Annotated in this window: 8 protein-coding genes and 2 pseudogenes; 2 read left to right on the top strand and 8 right to left on the bottom strand. The window is 58.7% G+C overall.

Going from position 1 to position 15,910, the window contains the following annotated elements:
• On the top strand, positions 1 to 4,221 hold the full coding sequence (locus BLR13_RS28360) for an ATP-binding protein (RefSeq protein WP_074817065.1): 4,221 nt from the start codon (positions 1 to 3) through the stop codon (positions 4,219 to 4,221).
• A 432-nt stretch (positions 4,222 to 4,653) separates the two neighbouring features.
• Here the strand turns inward: BLR13_RS28360 and BLR13_RS28355 are convergent, their stop codons facing one another.
• The 7 genes and pseudogenes from BLR13_RS28355 to BLR13_RS28325 all read right to left on the bottom strand — a co-directional run bounded on the left by BLR13_RS28355 (position 4,654) and on the right by BLR13_RS28325 (position 10,835).
• Positions 4,654 to 5,778 carry a DUF2336 domain-containing protein gene (locus tag BLR13_RS28355; RefSeq protein ID WP_074831011.1) on the bottom strand — a complete coding sequence of 375 codons (1,125 nt, stop codon included), beginning with the start codon at positions 5,776 to 5,778 and terminating at the stop codon, positions 4,654 to 4,656.
• Between the two features lie 426 nt (positions 5,779 to 6,204).
• On the bottom strand, positions 6,205 to 6,423 hold the full coding sequence (locus tag BLR13_RS28350) for a hypothetical protein (protein WP_074817068.1): 219 nt from the start codon (positions 6,421 to 6,423) through the stop codon (positions 6,205 to 6,207).
• Positions 6,424 to 6,667: 244 nt separating this feature from the next.
• Entirely contained in the window at positions 6,668 to 6,907 is a 240-nt protein-coding gene (locus BLR13_RS28345) for a PilZ domain-containing protein (RefSeq protein ID WP_074817071.1), read from the bottom strand.
• Positions 6,908 to 6,939: 32 nt separating this feature from the next.
• Positions 6,940 to 7,137: a hypothetical protein gene (locus BLR13_RS40505; RefSeq protein WP_143039638.1), complete on the bottom strand. Its 198-nt coding sequence runs from the start codon at positions 7,135 to 7,137 to the stop codon at positions 6,940 to 6,942.
• Positions 7,138 to 7,513: 376 nt separating this feature from the next.
• Positions 7,514 to 7,974, bottom strand: a pseudogene (locus tag BLR13_RS41930) (IS110 family transposase); the annotation flags it as partial.
• Positions 7,975 to 8,132: 158 nt separating this feature from the next.
• Positions 8,133 to 8,234 (bottom strand): annotated as a pseudogene (locus BLR13_RS42675) (PEPxxWA-CTERM sorting domain-containing protein); the annotation flags it as partial.
• Positions 8,235 to 9,509: 1,275 nt separating this feature from the next.
• Positions 9,510 to 10,835, bottom strand: coding sequence for an adenylate/guanylate cyclase domain-containing protein (locus BLR13_RS28325; protein WP_074817092.1), 1,326 nt, complete (start codon positions 10,833 to 10,835; stop codon positions 9,510 to 9,512).
• 1,549 nt (positions 10,836 to 12,384) lie between these two features.
• On the opposite strand from BLR13_RS28325, the gene BLR13_RS42670 reads away from it, so the two are divergent.
• Positions 12,385 to 12,693, top strand: a complete 309-nt coding sequence (locus BLR13_RS42670; protein WP_157793730.1) for a hypothetical protein — start codon at positions 12,385 to 12,387, stop codon at positions 12,691 to 12,693.
• A gap of 322 nt (positions 12,694 to 13,015) precedes the next feature.
• On the opposite strand, the gene BLR13_RS28310 is transcribed toward BLR13_RS42670, so the two are convergent.
• The gene (locus BLR13_RS28310; RefSeq protein ID WP_143039640.1) at positions 13,016 to 15,844 is read right to left on the bottom strand and encodes a beta strand repeat-containing protein; all 2,829 of its coding nucleotides are present in this window, start codon (positions 15,842 to 15,844) and stop codon (positions 13,016 to 13,018) included.
• Positions 15,845 to 15,910 lie beyond the last annotated feature (66 nt).

Raw genomic sequence — 15,910 nt, 5'->3', positions numbered from 1 at the left:
TTGAAGCTGGTCGGACGCGGAGCGGAGCGGCGCCGCCTGATGACGGCACTCGCCGATCCGGACACCGGACTCGTGATCTTGCGTGGCCAGTCCGGCGCAGGAAAAACCTTTCTGGTCGAATCCGTGCTTTCCGACCTCGCGCAGCAAGGCACCGTGATCGGCCGCGCCAAGTATGCGGAAGGTGATGCCACGAGCGGATTTGCCCCGATCCTGCTGGCGCTGTCGCAAGCGGTCAGCAAGGCACTCGATCTGCTTTACGATCCAGCCGCCGGCGCTGACTCGCTCCTTAAGGCAATCGGCAGTCAGTTATCCCTTCTTGAAAGTGCCGGCTTCGAACCGATCGATGTTCTGTCGTCACCGAAACGAATGCCTTCGCCGGCCCTCCACGGCGGGGAAGGCAGGGCGCGTATCATTGACGCCATCGCGCGATTGATCCGCTGGCTCTATGGATTTGGCACGCCGGTCGTCCTTTTTATCGATGACTGGCAACGCGCCCCGCAGGATGCGCACGTGCTGGTCATCCTCGTCACCCGCGATCAATCGCTGCGGCTTTGCACGGTTATCTTCGCCGAGCGAAGCGGCGAAACGGAATTGTCCAGCGCGAAGCGGGCGCATGCCCAACTCATCGAACTCGGGCCGCTCGGCCCGGAGGATCAGATTGCGTTGCTGGGCGAAGCCGTCGGCGATCATGCCGCTGGCACCGTCATTGACGCCTGGCTGGATGGAAACAACAGCGGATTGCCGTTCGATCTGAAGGAGACCGCGCGAGCGCTTCTCGACCGGTCGGCTATTGCGAAGAAGGATGGAGCCTGGATTGTCGACAGCGCGGCTGCGGCAAGCATCGATCGGCACGATGTCACCGACACCATCGTCACGCGCGCGCACACGCTTCCTCGCGACATTCTAGAAATCGGCGCGGCATTCGCCCTCTGGGGAGATCGAACGCCACTTGCCCGTGTCGCCGAAGCCCTGAACCGTCCGGTTGGTGACATCGAGCGGGCGGCACAACAGTTGCAACGTCAAGGAATCGTCAACGTCTCGGAGGCCAACCTGGGCTTCGTACATGATAGCCTGCGCCTTGGTCTGCTCGAGGCGTTAGGCCCGGCGGCGAAAATCCCGATTGCCTCCGCCATGTCCGAGCGCCTGCGCATTCTCCATGGCGGTTCTGCGTTGTTGAACCCGGCATTGAGGTTTCGAATCGCCGCCGGCCTGCAGGATGCGGCGCCCGGTCTTTGGCGGGATCTGTTTGCGAGAGAAGCATCGCTGGCGCGCAACGCGGCCGATAACGCCACGGCCAATTCGTTTGCTGAAGCCTCCTGGACGCTGCGCTTGCGCGAACCTGGCCTTGATCGCGAGGCGGACGCGCTGATCCTTCGCGAAGCGTCGCTGGCGTCGGCGGCTCGACGCGATTCCGCCCTGATGCGTAGTCGCGTCGAAGAGATGATCGCGCTCGCGATGACGGACGAGCAGGTTGCCGACGCGTATCAGACCGCCATTCTTGCAGCGTCGATGGCGGGCGAACCAGACCTGGCATGGACATGGGCGCTCGCGGGCCTTCGCCGTTTCGGTCTAAGGCTGCCGGCCAAGGCGCGAAAAATCCACCGGCTTGCGGCGGTCGCCCGATGGCATTTGAGCCGGCTGCTTCCCCGTCGTGCTTTTCCGGCAGGCCACAACGCGGAGACGATCCCGCCATTGCGTCGGGTCCTGAATTTTGCAGCCCTCATCGCTTATGCGCGGGACCCGGCGCTGATGCTGCTCTGCTCGTTGCATTCATCCACCCTCGCGCGTCGCTTCGGTTATCGTTCCGCGAACTACCAGAGCGTGGACGCTGTTCTCTACGGGGAATTTGGCAATTTGCGGAAGGCCGCCGAGCTGGGGACGGCGATAGCGAACAGCACGATTCCGCCGACGGCCTTCGGCCGTGGGGCTACATTGTACCGGGCATTCTATCTCGGCCTGATCTGGTCTGTTCCGATGACCGCCCTGCGCGACCATGTTGTGAACGTCTACGACGTTGCGATCTCCGAAGGCGACGTCGTTTATGCCGCGCAGGCCGTCCGAAATTTTGCGCGGATCGTGTGGCGCAGCGAGCCCACACTTGACGGGCTTGTCGAAGTTCTGAAGGATTCGATCGAAAAGGCCGAACAGTTGGGCGACGCTATCGGCCTTCAAGGTCTGCTTGCGTTCCTCGAAACGATAAGGGTGTTCAGGGATCCCCGCGGCTTCAATCAGCTCGAAGATGAACCCTGGACAAGGCTTGGCGTCATTGCCGGAATGGGCCCGCCGATCATCTTGATGGAAATTCTGGCCATGCGCGGCGATTGGGCCGGCGTGCTGGCGCTGGCCAACAAGCACGATGCCGGCCGCCCGGTAGTGGACCCGCATCCGGGCGGAGCCGTCTGGCGGCTGCACGAAAACCTCGCCCGGTTGAAACACGGTCTTCCGTTGCGCCGCAGCGACCTTCGTTACATCCGCCGCGTCGCCGCACTCAATCCCGCCGATCACCAGCGCAAGCTGCTGATCCTGGAGGCGGAACGGTTGCGGCAGAAGGGCGCGGTAGAACGCTGCCTGCTTGCCTATGCCACCGCCGTCGAGAGCGCCTCATCGGGATCATCGCGACTTGAAGCCGGAATCGCGGCGGAATGTGCCGCGGCTGCCGCGCGCAGCTTTGGAAGAAACGATGTCGCGGCTCGCTATGACGCTATTGCGCGGGGTATCTGGAATGCCTGGGGCGCATTTGCCAAAACCGGCGGAAAGTCGCTTGGCGGCGCAGATCATGATGCGCCGCTGGCCCCGCAAATAGCCGAAGCACAATTGAAAGCGGCCCTGGCTCATCGCTCGGAGCGCGCCAAATCCCGCTTTCTCGCCGAAGTGGGTCATGAATTGCGCACACCGCTGCAGGGCATGCAAGGTCTGCTCGATCTGGCGGCCGAGGCCCCCTCGGAAGTGAGCATGAGCGAACTTCGCGAGGTGTTCGGCAGCCTCAAGACCGTGGTCGATGATTTGACCGATCTGGCGGCTCTGGGCGGCGGCGCGCCGCTCAATCTGAAGCCGCTCGATGTCGCCGCGCTGGTCGAATCGGAGTCGCAGCTCGCGGCGAACGCTGCAAAGCGCAAGAATATAGGGTTTGCCGTTGATCTGCAGCCGCCGTCGGTCATCGTGAGGATAGATGGCGATCGCGTCCGTCAAGTCGTACGCAATTTGCTGTCGAACGCCGTCAAGTATACCGATCGCGGGCGGATCAATGTTCGTGTGATGTGCAGACCGAGTACCGGGAATGGAACGATCGAAATTTCGATCGTCGTGGAAGATACCGGCAGCGGGCTGACCGACGCGCAACTGCTGCGTCTCTTCGAACCCTTCGAGCGAGGCGAGCGCGAAGACGCCGACGGACTTGGCCTCGGGCTGGCATTGTCGCGCCGGATTGCAGAGCGAATGGGTGGAACACTTACGGCAGAAAACAAGGCTTCGAAAGGCGCCGCCTTCACCTTCGTCTTCGATGCCGAAGCGGCGGCGATTTCGCATGTGCCCGAGCCGTCGATCGCGCCGCTCAGCATCCTGCTGGTCGAAGACGTTTCGCTTAACCGCCGGATGATCGCCACGATGCTGCGCCGGGATGGACACGTGGTCGGCGAAGCCGAGGATGGCGGCACCGCGCTGACGCTTTACAAGGCCGGCCGGTTCGATCTCGTTCTGCTTGACGTCGGACTTCCAGACATAGACGGCTTCCAGATTCTGGAAGCCATGGAAAGGTCGGTTCGCGGCGGCCCGGCCCAATTCATCATCCTGACGGCTTCAACCGCGTTTGCGATAACGGAGCGGGCCAATGGCATGGGCGCCGCACGCGTGCTTCACAAACCGGTTTCGAGCGAACAACTGCGTGCCGCGATTCAAGCGGTATTTTCGTTGCATTCCCATCAGGACCCGCATGGCTCCGCCGGATTCGAGGAAGAGTTGCAGAACCTGACGCGTCAGGCCCGCGCGGAAATTGTGATGCGCGGCCAGGCAATTTTGCAGGACAAGCTCACCGAAGGATCGATTGGCGACGTCCATCGGCTCGCTGGTCTCGCCGCTCAATTCGACGCGCCGGAAGTGGCGTCGGCGGCCGATCTTCTGGAAGCCGAATTAATGGCCGGCGTCAGCGAGCCGGCCAGTTTGCAGCGCTTCGAACATGCGGTGGCGGAGTTTTCTCGAATGGTGAACGAGCCGAGTTATCCATGATGGCCCGGAACACCACACACTCCAATCGAAGGCCGGATACATTGATGCAAGACCGCTCACCGTCAGCTCGGAAACATCCACTCGCAACGCGCGGCCGGACCATACATTCGGGTCCAAAAGGCGACCTGACGGGTCCGAAATCCGACTTCCAGTTCGCCCCTGAAAGCGGACGTCGCCCAAAAGGCTAGCCACGTCAGCTCGGTGCCGACCCCGGAAGTCGGCGAGCCTGCGAGCGCAAGCAATGTTGCGCCGCGTTTAGACTTACCATGAGATTAAATCTTGTCGGCTGCTCTAGCGGACTCTCAGCCGGTTTCTCTCCCTTCAAGATCTTGTCTGCAAGACCCACCGCGCGCCGACAAAGTTGTCGAGCGTCCGGCCCGTATGACAGGAATCCGAGTTTCCGCCATTTGAATGAAGGTCGCGCTTGATTTCTCAGTGTGTGTGAAGTTGAGGCAGATGACGCTGTTCCGAATCGGCCGCCGCCGCGTTCTTGCGCGATTTATAGAAACGAAGGACTGTCCGTGACGTCTCGGTGTTGAGGCGTGAAAACTCTTCTCGCATATGATCCAAGTCTAACGCAGAGATCCGATGATCTTTTGCAGCAAGAAAGAGAAGAGACATCGTCGTCACCCACTCAAAGTTGAGGGCTTTGCCGAGGATCATAATCATCTCTCGGCTACTATCAAGAAGCGCTCGCTCCACCACGTCCACCGGCAAAGAGCATAGTATTGAAAGTCCAACTGTGGTTTCTTCGAATTTGTGGAAACGGGCATATTCCAGAATGCTGCTTTCATTCAAATCGCCACGTCCATGCCGGGCCGCTACGAGCTTCTTTGCATTAAAGTAGCTCATCGAAGCCGGGCCGAACTTTGACTGGAGCGCCCCGGTGACGTCGATCACCGAGGTCTGAATTTGATCCAATAGATCTGGACGCTCCCACTCAAGTTTTCGCCTTACATCGTCCGATGCTTTTGCAATCAATTGCTGGAAAATATGTCTTGGAATGTCCTTCCGAAGGCCGAGTTGCTCGGCGAGAATTGAATCGGCCTCTGAGCGCTTGATCATATGCAAAAAGCCGAAATCAGAAAACCGAGCGCCGCTGTTTGTCGCAACTGAGTTCACGACTTCCCGGTTGCCGCGTGTTACGAGTTCGTCCGTTACCACGATGGGAAGAGAATGTCGTTTGGTGATTGCCAGAAGGTGCGACTGGCTTTTGGTTCTGATATTTGAGACCAACGTCTTGGCATCGAGCCGAGTGGAGTGCTGAAGCATCGGGCCAGCAACTTCAATGGAATTGTCAAAAGCAAGTTTCTTGACGATGTTAATGGAGGCATTGTCGGTGCGGAGCAGCCGCTTGGCGAGCTGGGCTCGAGCGGCCACTTCAATTCCGTCTGCCAACCGTCCGATGACCTCGCCGAAGATCCAAATCTCGTCCTCAGTATACCGGCCGGCTATCAGCAAATCGGTCGCATGCCAAAGCGCTCGTAGCCGGCTCTCGGCCGATCCTCGCGAGACGGCCTCCTCTAGCTCCTGCAGAAATGACCCCGGTTCCATCATTTGGCCAAGCATCCAAAATGCTTCGGCCGTTCCAATCTCAGGGAGGAGCGAGCCGAGGAAACTTCTGCAAACAATCGCTTCAAAAAAGTATTAGCACCGCCGACGAGGCCGGGCAGCTACGATCACTTGCTTGAGCTTAGTCGCCAAAAGTAATGCTTGGGTGAACGTGATAGGTGCCAAACTGCCTGGCCTTCTAGCTTGGGCCTACTCTTGATTGAATGTCGGCTGACGTGTCTGTGGATAGTAGCCGGCCGTTGCCCCAACTCACTCTGATCTGCAGCTCGAAAACCAGCCGACTCACTTTGACACTTCGCGGCCTTCTAATAGACAGCGTGCGCGCACGTTGTAACACACCCGCCAACTGCGCCTCAGATTTCCTGCTGGTTTTGCGGATTGCCGCGCAGGGCGGCGTTCTGCTCCTTAACGTCACTCCCAATTGGTACCGTATTCATGCTCCTCCTGGTTGATCCAAACCAAAGCAGCCCTGCAATCAAAACGAACTAGCCGCTCTTCGACCCCGTCGTCAGCCGTCATATGCAGGAGGAATTCGTTCTCACCGGCCCTTAATAGAGTGTCGCGCGCGCTTCGCTCTTCAAGCGTTTGGGCATCAAGAAATGGATAGGAGCGACACGCAATAAGCTGCATGATGAATCTCCATGTCAGACTGCCGTGACAAAGCTTTGCGTGCTGCGGCAATCGCGGCATTCGTAAACAAAATGCACAAAGCCGGCCGAATGCGGCTCGGTGCAGGAAAATCGCATTTTGAAGCTACATTTTACGCAGTAGAGGTCGCTATCTAGCCCCTTCGGTTCGCTCTTCCCGCTTGACATTTTCGACCACTGAAGTGTTTGGCCAGCGCTTCTAGTCATGATCGCCCTGGCTGGGTTTACTAATCGAACGTAACGCCGATCCGATATTCTTTCCGCCAAACAACGCGGCACCGTAGCCTCAGTCCGTCTTCAGGAACGATCAATGTGAACTCCGTGGGTGCTCGGACGAGATCAAGAATCTCAATCGCTGCCCCGGTTGCGGAAATGTCGCGAAGTATGCAGGCGATCTTATCGCCGCCATGATCGATCTTCGCGGACTTTGCGACACGGTAGCGGCGCGCATTACGAGTTTCGACCATAACGGGCTTTTCGGTTGGATGACGACAACGGTTTAAAACTTGATCTTTGAATTCTGATATTCCTGGCTTGTCAGGATCTCACGCGCGCCATCGCGCAGCTCTCGAGCAATTTGGGCTGCTTCGCTAGGTACAGTTCCAACGGCAGTTCTACTTTGCGCTTCAATGCTTTCTGCGGAATTTTTCAGCAGACCCGCCCCCTCTTTAATGGAAGCATTGATCTTATCCTGCAATTAAATCAGCCTCCGCCTCGCGAAATGAAGCAGACCACTATGAAACCTACAGCTAACCCCTAATGTCCGGATGATGACTCGCAATTATTGCCAGTTCCTTAACTTGATACCGAGGCCGGCGATCGCGTTTGGTCCTAAGGACCGCCAATCTTCGCTTCGAAGACTAGCCTCAGCCCTTTCTAGATCTGCAACTGGTCGGTGCATGAGCATCGCCAGTCTAAAGTCGGACTGACGCTTACTGCTACGACGATTCGGCTTTGTGGTTCTTGTCTGCTTCGTTTGAAGAGCCCGAATGCCGACAGACACGCACGAGCCATCTCCGGAACTCGCCTATCGTTTGGATCGGCTACGACATTGAGCAGCTCCTCGACCCCGTGGCGCCCGACCGGTGCAACGATCCCGAACTCGGCAAGATGGGCCCGGATCGCATTGATCACCGCGGTCTGCTGACGGATGAACAGGTGACGCGTGCGGTGCAGCACCAGGCCGCCCTGTTGCTCAGGAGTCTTGGTCGGCACGAACCGCCTGTTGGCCCTGGTGACTGCCTCGCAAATGGCCTCCGCGTCAGTCGCGTCATTCTTCTGCCGCTTGACGTAGGGCTTCACAAAGGCCGGCGGTATCGACCACACCTTGTGACCCCTGAAGCTCGCGCGACCAATGGTGCGACGAGGCGCAAGCCTCTATGCCAACCAGGCATAGTGACAGCTTCTGAAAGAACGCCAGGACGTGGCGCCGCTTCAACTGGCGGCGGATGACCACCTGGCCGGTGGCATCAACCCCGTGCGCCTGGAAGACCGACTTGGCGATGTCGAGACCGATTGTCGTGATTGTCTGCATGTTGGGCTCCTCTGAATCGTGGGAGCATTAGCAGCGCCCACATCCATGGCACTCACGTGCCCGGTGGAGGAGCCGTCCACAGCATCAAACCCGGACATGCAGGCTATCAAATAAAAGGGCCGCCCGAAGGCGGCCAGTTAAATTCTGATGACTGTGGATCACGCAGCCATCAATGCTGGCTTCGATTTGCGGCGATACGCCATAAAGCCGATGCCAGCGAAGCCGAGGACCATCATAGCCCATGTGGAGGGTTCGGGGACGGCACTCGTAAGCTGGAATGCATGCCTCTGACCATTGTCAGCCCAGTTATTCTGAGCGGCATTTTCGCTCTCAATACCAGTGTTCGAAGCTATTGAAGGCGTGGTTACCCAGTAAATTGAATTAAACGGCAAGACGCCGGACGTCTCGTTTGAGAGGTGGAAGCCGAAATGATACTGGGCGCCACCTGATGCCGTGAATGGCGAAGCAAGGTTAAATGCGACCTCATATACGTCACTGCCGCTGACGAAGGGCGCGCCGGTATCCGTAGTTACGATGTTCGCACCCGACCCGGAAACCAGCAGGCTTCCAATGCCTCCCGACGAATCGGAGTAAAAACTATAGTTGACCACGGGGCTGGACAACCAATTACCTATTCCGCTTGGCGTTCCGCCAAATCCTCCAATATAGATGACGGCTCCGGTAATCTGGTTTGAACTACCAAGAGTAAAGTTCTCCGTTTGGAGCCAATGTGTGGCTTCGTTGCCACTTAAGCCATCGGAAGGGCCTCCGTCGTAGACGACAGTAGCTGATGCAGAGCCTGCTGCGGCTGTGAGCGAAAACACAAAAGCCAGTAACATTGTGCGAAGGCTGGCCATGAGCTACTCCCTCTTATTTAAAAAATTAAATAAAATTAGCGCTTCCCCATGGCAGTAGCAAGGCCCTAATGCGACAAATTGGTTTTACAAAAGTGTCACAAACCCCAGCTAACTATATCAGACTCCTAGGTGGTCACCGACGCCCCCGCTAGCCACGGCGGGACCGGCAGGCGCAAACTTCATTTCATTCCCCAATAGTTTTGCGCGACTGAAGCCAGCACGGGCAGTCCGACGATCCGGGACGTTTGCGTGTCGTTGTATGGTAGTCTCGCCTACCGTCGCGCGGGCGTTATCTATTGGGATAGCGGCCACTTCGGTATTTGGCCGCTTTGTGACAACACGCGAGTGCGTCATAATTCCGCGCCCATTTGCCCAACCTGCGCGGTTTTATTTTGAGCCGCAAGGGCCGCCACAAGATTATTGCACTGGTTATCCGACATCGCACCTAATTTAAATGAGCCATCGGCACTCTAATATTTCAAATTAAATAGCCGAACGCCGAGGACTTGAGCGTGATCCCATGTCTGCATCGGGGTCATTCGCGTCGGTTTGACCGAACATCATCGACTTCCGGTCTTCCCGCGGGAGCGGACTTTGTCAGGAACGGTCGGCATGTCTCAAAAGCGCCACAAGTAGACCTCTATCGGCTGCCCGTGAAAACCTAGCTAAAATTAGCCGCTATGCACTTGCTGCAAACAACTCCCATCGGCCGGGGAGTCCCTTGAGCTCATGTGCTCCCCGTTCATCGAACTTCAATCCCGCGCCCGCCACGAGATCGGTGACGACGCGCGATACCATCACTTCCTGGGCCCCGGATTTTGCCATGACGCGGGCAGCTGCGTGAACCGCGATCCCGCCGATATCGCGGCCTCTGACCTCGATCTCTCCGGTATGGAGACCCGAGCGTAACGACAAGCCGATCTGCTTGGCGGCTGCCGCAAATGTCAGCGCGCAGCGCACGGCCCGGCCGGGTCCATCAAAGGTCGCGAGAATGCCGTCACCTGTGGTCTTGATTAAATTCCCACGGTGCTCATCCACAATCTGTTTCGCCAGTTGGTCGTGATTGTCCAGTAGCCGACGCCAGATTTGATCGCCCATCTCCGCGGCCCTTCGGGTCGAATCTACAATATCAGTGAAAAGGACTGTGGCCAGGATACGTTCAAGATCGGTTGAGGAAGTCTCGCGGTGTCCCGTGATGAACTCCTCGATGTCGCCCTGCAGCGCATCCACATCGCCAGACCAAAACGCGTGATCGCCATCGGGATATTCGACATACTTGGCGCCTGGGATGAGCGCGGCCAGATCGCGTCCTTTCTGGACCGGGATCAGCGCGTCAGTCGCACGATGAAGGACGAGCGTCGGAATGCGCACTGAGGGAAGGATCGGCCGGACGTTGATCTTCAAATTCAGAAACTGAATCGCTTTGAAAGCGCCGGGGCTCGCCGAAAGCCGCTCGAACTTGGCAAATTGGGAAACCGCTTCCGGATTGGCTGCCTTGCTGGCAATGACGCCTCGGATCATGGCGCCGGTACCCCAAAATTTCATACGTTCCGAGATTATCTGTTCCGGATCACCGGCGCTAAATAGGTCCGCATACCGGATGAATCCTCCGAACAGGACAAGATGCGATACGCGCTCGGGATAGGAAGCCGCGAACATAGCGCTCAGCGCGCAGCCTTCGGAAAAACCGAGCAGGGCTGCTCGGCGAGAACCGATATTGTCCATCACGGCGCGAACATCATCCATGCGCTCTTCGAGTGTGGGTGCGCCGGAGATTCTATCGGAAAGACCCTGCCCTCTCTTATCGAAGGTGACGACGCGGGCAAATTTTGAAAGACGACGCAGGAAAGCCGTATACCCGGGCACCTCATGCAGGAACTCGATATGCGAGACGATGCCCGGTATCACGATGAGATCAAAGGGGCCGTCGCCCATCACTTGGTAAGCGACGTTAACCTCCCCGCTGGCCGCGTAACGCGTCAGTGGCAAGTTTGAATAGCTCATCGGTTGGTGGCCCCGCATGCTTGTCATATCCGCTGCACCATAACAACATCCGCATGGCAGGGCGAGTTCCGTTCCGGGTCTGGGATCGCTGGCAGGCCGGCGAGCCGATGAGTGCGATCGGGCGCCGGTTTGACCGGGAGTCCTCTATGGCGTCAGGCCTTAAACGCAAAAGACGTCCAAGCCGAAGCTGGCGGCCTTCACTGTCACGAGCGGTATATCCGCCTTGGTGACACACTGGACTAGCGGCTTCCTTTAGCCCAGGCACAGGTAGGCTTTCTTTGTATCGCTCTGGAGCATACCCCCCAAGAACCAGTCCGGGATCGACGATCATGGGCGGCGGTGCCGCTGCGATAACTGGAGGTGGCGACGCTGGCGCCGGGACATATGGCTCGCGGGAGTTGAAGAAAGCGGGACACGTCAGGATTTGCCGATAGGCTTCCATTGGCTTTCGATTGGCGGCGTTGTCGATTGAGTCTGTACAGCTGGGCTTCCAGATCGCTTTTTCGGCATCCGCAAAGGGATCCGAGACCAGTTCGGTCGCTATGGTTGCCAACAGACCGGCCTTCACCCCACACGCAAGCAGCAGGCCCGCAACAGCTAAGGGGGAATACACCACCTCATGGTTCCCGCCCCATTGATCTGGATGGCGCCCAAAATATCGAGTTGCGCCTGTACGATTGGCTCTTCCGGAGTCCCCTGCCTGGTTGCCGGCGATATCTTGAGCGTCGCACCGCTGATGAAAAGATATGGCTTCGCGCTCTCAATGACATAGACCGCACGATGGATGGACGGAAGCGGACCAAAAATCTCGATGTGTGATTTCCGCTATACTTGATCTGATCGACGGTTTTCACGGGTCTGCAAGCGGTGGTTTGGTCGTGAGCTGAAATCAACGAGCCGGCACCATCGTTAATATTAAAAACCTCGGCATTAATCTGGTGCACCGCTTGATGAGGACAAAGGTTTCACCCATGGCTAACTGGTACTTTATCAGAGCTTGTCTGCTTGTTGCCCTACTGACCGATACCTTCAATCTAGGGCGATTGAGCATCGAGTTCAGTCGCACCCCCTCTGATTGGGCCGTGCTTTTTTCTAGCGTTGTGACGCTTGTTTTTTGCCTGATTGGGCTCGCCGCCGGCGAGTTTGTGCGCAATAAGCCGAAGGGAAGCTGAAACCTGCGAGCCGGTCTTAGGTTATCCTCGCAAACAGACTTGGGTTGTTTAGAAAAATTCTGCGCACAACAAGGCCGAGGTCGCGATGGATCCTTCTTCCGATTGGCGCTCGGGAGTTGCGCGTGAGAAAACACTGGCGATAACGGTCATTTTGGTGCCACCGGCGAGTTATCTTCACGAAGATCCGCTGAAGCTACGATCCCACTTCATTTCGCTATCCGGCGCATCGGCCGCTCGGCCCATCCGAGGAATTTCAACCGGCCAATGGTGTCTCGAATTTGTGTGCTTCGGGTCCTCCTCGATCGACAAGGGCAGGAAACTCCACCGACAAACCCTGCCGCCGTTGGAAGTAAGCGGTGAGCGGGCCCGAGTGAATCATGAAAAAACTTGGCTACGCCGTTCTGTCATCTGCGGGTGATCACTTCGGTGCTGGCGTGGGCTTCCCCGCCGCTGTTGGAGGTGAATTTTTCGTGGTCGGCACAGACTTGGCCTCTATGCCGGGAGAGGGTGCATTCGGCGCTGTCGGAGCAGCCTGGCCAAGGTTGACCGAAATTCCAAACAAGCGCCATTGCCCGCTCACCGGCGCGTATAGGAGATCAAAATTAACTTGCGTCGGAACGGAGGGGAAAAATCCGGCCATTCGCAACATGCCGTTAGGCTCGATTTGTGGTAAAACAGTTAACTGAGGATCCAGAACCGCGACTCCCGATAAATCAATGTTATCCCGACGCTGCGCTACGAAAATTTCGGCAAGGCGCGCGGCCGTATTCGCTTGGAATCCTGGGGCGCCGAGATCACGAAGGACCGTGTAATTACCAGTCTTATTGGCCTGATCTAGCGCTATGAGCGCTGAGCGAATTAAGATCAGTACTCCGTTCCTATCGATCTGTGCGGATTTTGGCGCCGCCTGTGCAGGCGGAAGCTGCGGGGTCTGGGCTAAAACACCGTACGGTGGAATAGCCCCAATCACGAGCGGAATCAAAACTAAGACGCGTCGTACCCATAAGTTTACCAAGCCAATGTCCCACCGACCCGGGCACCGACGCCCCCCCGAGCAAATCCAGCACCCACGGCAGCGTTCGCTACGAAATTATTGCTTATCCGCATTTGAGCCATGCCGCCAAACGCGTTTTCGCCACTAAAATTGCCCCAGTTCGCAGAGATCGCAAATTTCTTGTTGTCAGGGAGTGCGCCACCACCCATCGCAATAGCGACTGCGGCGCCTTCGAATGATTTTCGGACATCAAAGTTGAGACTTTTGACGTTGCTTTCGAGATTGGTAACGCGGCCATCCAGCGCAGCAACGGAAGCGGTGGTGGCAATGCTTCCGGAACCGAGCATCGCCAAATTTCCCGCGCCATCCGACGTAACGATGCTAACGGGCCCCGTTTGGGCTGCCAAGCTGGCCGCAGAGGTGATGCCCGCCATCGTGTAGGTATTCGTTCCCGTGCCGAACGCTTGCTGGTTTGCCCGCGCGGTTGTTGCGCCCGGACCGAACGCGGTAGAATTCGCGAATCCTGCCGTGCTGCCCTGTCCGATCGCGATGCCGTTGGCGCCTGTAACCGTCGTCGCGTTGCCGATCGCCACTGCGTTCGAGGCGTTGACGGTATTGTTGGAGCCGAGCACCGAAGCGCCAGACGCGCTCGCTGTGCCGGCAACCGTGTTGTTCGAGCCGACCACCTGCACATTGTCACCGTTGCCGGCGACGGCCGGTCCGTTGATCGTATTGTTGTTGCCGGTGACGAACGTGCTGGCGCCGTTGATCACATTCGGATCGCCGAAGGCGTAGCTGCCGTTGCCGGTTACGATGTTGCCGGTACCGAAGGCGCCGCTGTTGATGCCGGTGACGGAATTGCTGAAGCCGACCGCCGTCGAGCGGGCACCATTGACTTGCGCTTGATGGCCGATGGCGACGGAATTGGCACCATTGGCGACGGTGCCCGTGCCCAATGCGACGGTATCGACCGCCGATGCGGCGCTATTGATGCCAATCGCAATGCCCCGCTGGCCGTTGGCGGCGCCGCCCTGGATGGAAAGTGCGTCTACGGCCGAGGCGACTGAGCGCGCGGTAGCGGTCGATCCGATTGCCGTTGCCCCGTTTTGACTCGCCACCGTCGCCTGCCCGAGGGCTGTCGTAAAATCCGCGGTCGCCCGGGCCCCGAGCGCGGCATTGGTGGCGTCCCCGCCAATCGCCAAGGAACTCAAGCCGGTCGCCACGGCTTCGGATCCTATCGCAACCGCCGTTGTGTTGCTTGCCACGGTTTGTGCACCGATTGCGATTGATTGCGTCCCGGAGGCGACGGGAGCGTTGGCCGGAGTCACGACGCCGCCAATGGCGATCGCGTTGGGCCCCGTTGCCTGTGCGTTGGCACCTATCGCAGTAGAGGCACCCGCGCTGGTCGAATTGGCATTGAAACCCAGCGAAACCGAGTTTTGGGCGTTAGCCAGCGCGCCAAAGCCGACCGCCGTGGCATTGGTCTGCCCCACTCCGGTGGCGCCGGCCTGAGCTTGCCCGCCGAGCGCGGTGTTGTTCGCGTTGGTGAAGCCGTTCCCCGCGGTGCCCCCGGCGAGCGCACTCACGCCGCTGGCGGTGTTGTAGTCGCCGGCGGCGGTTGAGAACGAGCCGGTCGCGGTCGAAGCGAAGCCAGTCGCCCTCGCGGCCACCCCGGTTGCGGTCGTAAAGTCCGTCGCCGCGAGCGAATTGACGCCGGTAGCGGTCGAACTGAGCCCGAACGCATGGGCCACCACGCCGGTGGCCGTGGATGAGACGCCGGTCGCCTGCGCGCCGGCACCGATCGCGGTCGCCTGGAGGGCATTCGCTTGCGTCTGGAAGCCGATCGCAGTGGCGTTGGTCTGTCCCGCCGCGGCCGCTCCCGCCTGTGCCTGAAAGCCGATCGCCGTTGCACCCACATTTGTCAGGAAGTTGCCGGTTCCGGAAGGCCCACCGGTGCCGCCTGCCGCTGCTAGGCCGCCAACCGCGGTGTTACTATTGCCTGTGCCGGCGCGTGCATAGGCATCCGAGCCAATCGCGACGTTCTGAGCATTATCGCCGTTGGCAAGCGCGGTGTTACCGATAGCGGTATTGAGGCTGCCGTTGCCGTTCGCGTTGGCAAACGCTCCTAAACCGGTGTTGATGCCGCCAATGAACGTTATGGGATCTCTGTCGCCAATTGCGCTTGCATTTGCTCCGATAGCAGTATTGAAACCGAGGCCGCTCGCATTGGCCCCGCTACCGTTTGCGGTGTTAGAAGCGTTGTTACCGCTCGCGTTGGCCCCGCTACCAGTTGCGGAGTTAGAGGCGTTGCTACCGTTGGCATTGGCCAAATAGCCAGTCGCGGTGTTAAAGCCGCCTGCGCCGCTGGCATTGGACTCACGGCCAAAGGCCGAGTTGCGGCCGGCGTTCCCGCTGGCATTGGCAAGTGAGCCCGTCGCAGTATTGGTGCTGGAGTTGCCACTGGCGTTGGAGGTATTGCCGAAAGCCGTGTTGGAGGTGCCAGGATCGACTGCGCCGCTGGCATTAGCCGTCGGTCCGCAGGCGACGTTACCCGGGGCGCCCGCTGCAGTTGCGCTCGCACCCGTTAGCGGCGCGTTGCCGTCCGCGCTGCCGGCACAGACGAACTGCGCCGAGGCCGCAGTGGGTACCAACGCAACTGCCAGGGAGATGACGCTCGCCAATCCCAACGCGCGTCGCGCGGAAGCCCCCGCCAATTCCGAAACAGCGATCCTTCCTTTGCACGCAGCCGGAGAAGCGAACGGGATGCCGAACCACCGCGGTGTAAACAATGCCCACAATTGTCGGTTCGAAAGCTGCTCAACAATTCCAAGGATCGTTTTCACCGCCGCCCTCCAAAAAAGTTCCCCGATTAAACATGCAACAGCGGCGGTACCTGGCTGAAGGATGAC

This window comes from Bradyrhizobium ottawaense (assembly GCF_900099825.1).
In the GTDB taxonomy this organism is placed as follows: Bacteria; Pseudomonadota; Alphaproteobacteria; order Rhizobiales; family Xanthobacteraceae; genus Bradyrhizobium; species Bradyrhizobium ottawaense_A.
Note: the sequence above shows the minus strand (reverse complement) of the source record. Positions and strands in the feature narration are given on the sequence as shown.

Coding starts and splice junctions, on each gene's coding strand:
- BLR13_RS28355 (WP_074831011.1), bottom strand. CDS start 5,778: ATGATGGAACCGGGGTCATTTCTGCAGGAGCTAGAGGAGGCCGTCTCG.
- BLR13_RS28350 (WP_074817068.1), bottom strand. CDS start 6,423: ATGCAGCTTATTGCGTGTCGCTCCTATCCATTTCTTGATGCCCAAACG.
- BLR13_RS28345 (WP_074817071.1), bottom strand. CDS start 6,907: ATGGTCGAAACTCGTAATGCGCGCCGCTACCGTGTCGCAAAGTCCGCG.
- BLR13_RS28325 (WP_074817092.1), bottom strand. CDS start 10,835: ATGAGCTATTCAAACTTGCCACTGACGCGTTACGCGGCCAGCGGGGAG.
- BLR13_RS42670 (WP_157793730.1), top strand. CDS start 12,385: ATGAAAAAACTTGGCTACGCCGTTCTGTCATCTGCGGGTGATCACTTC.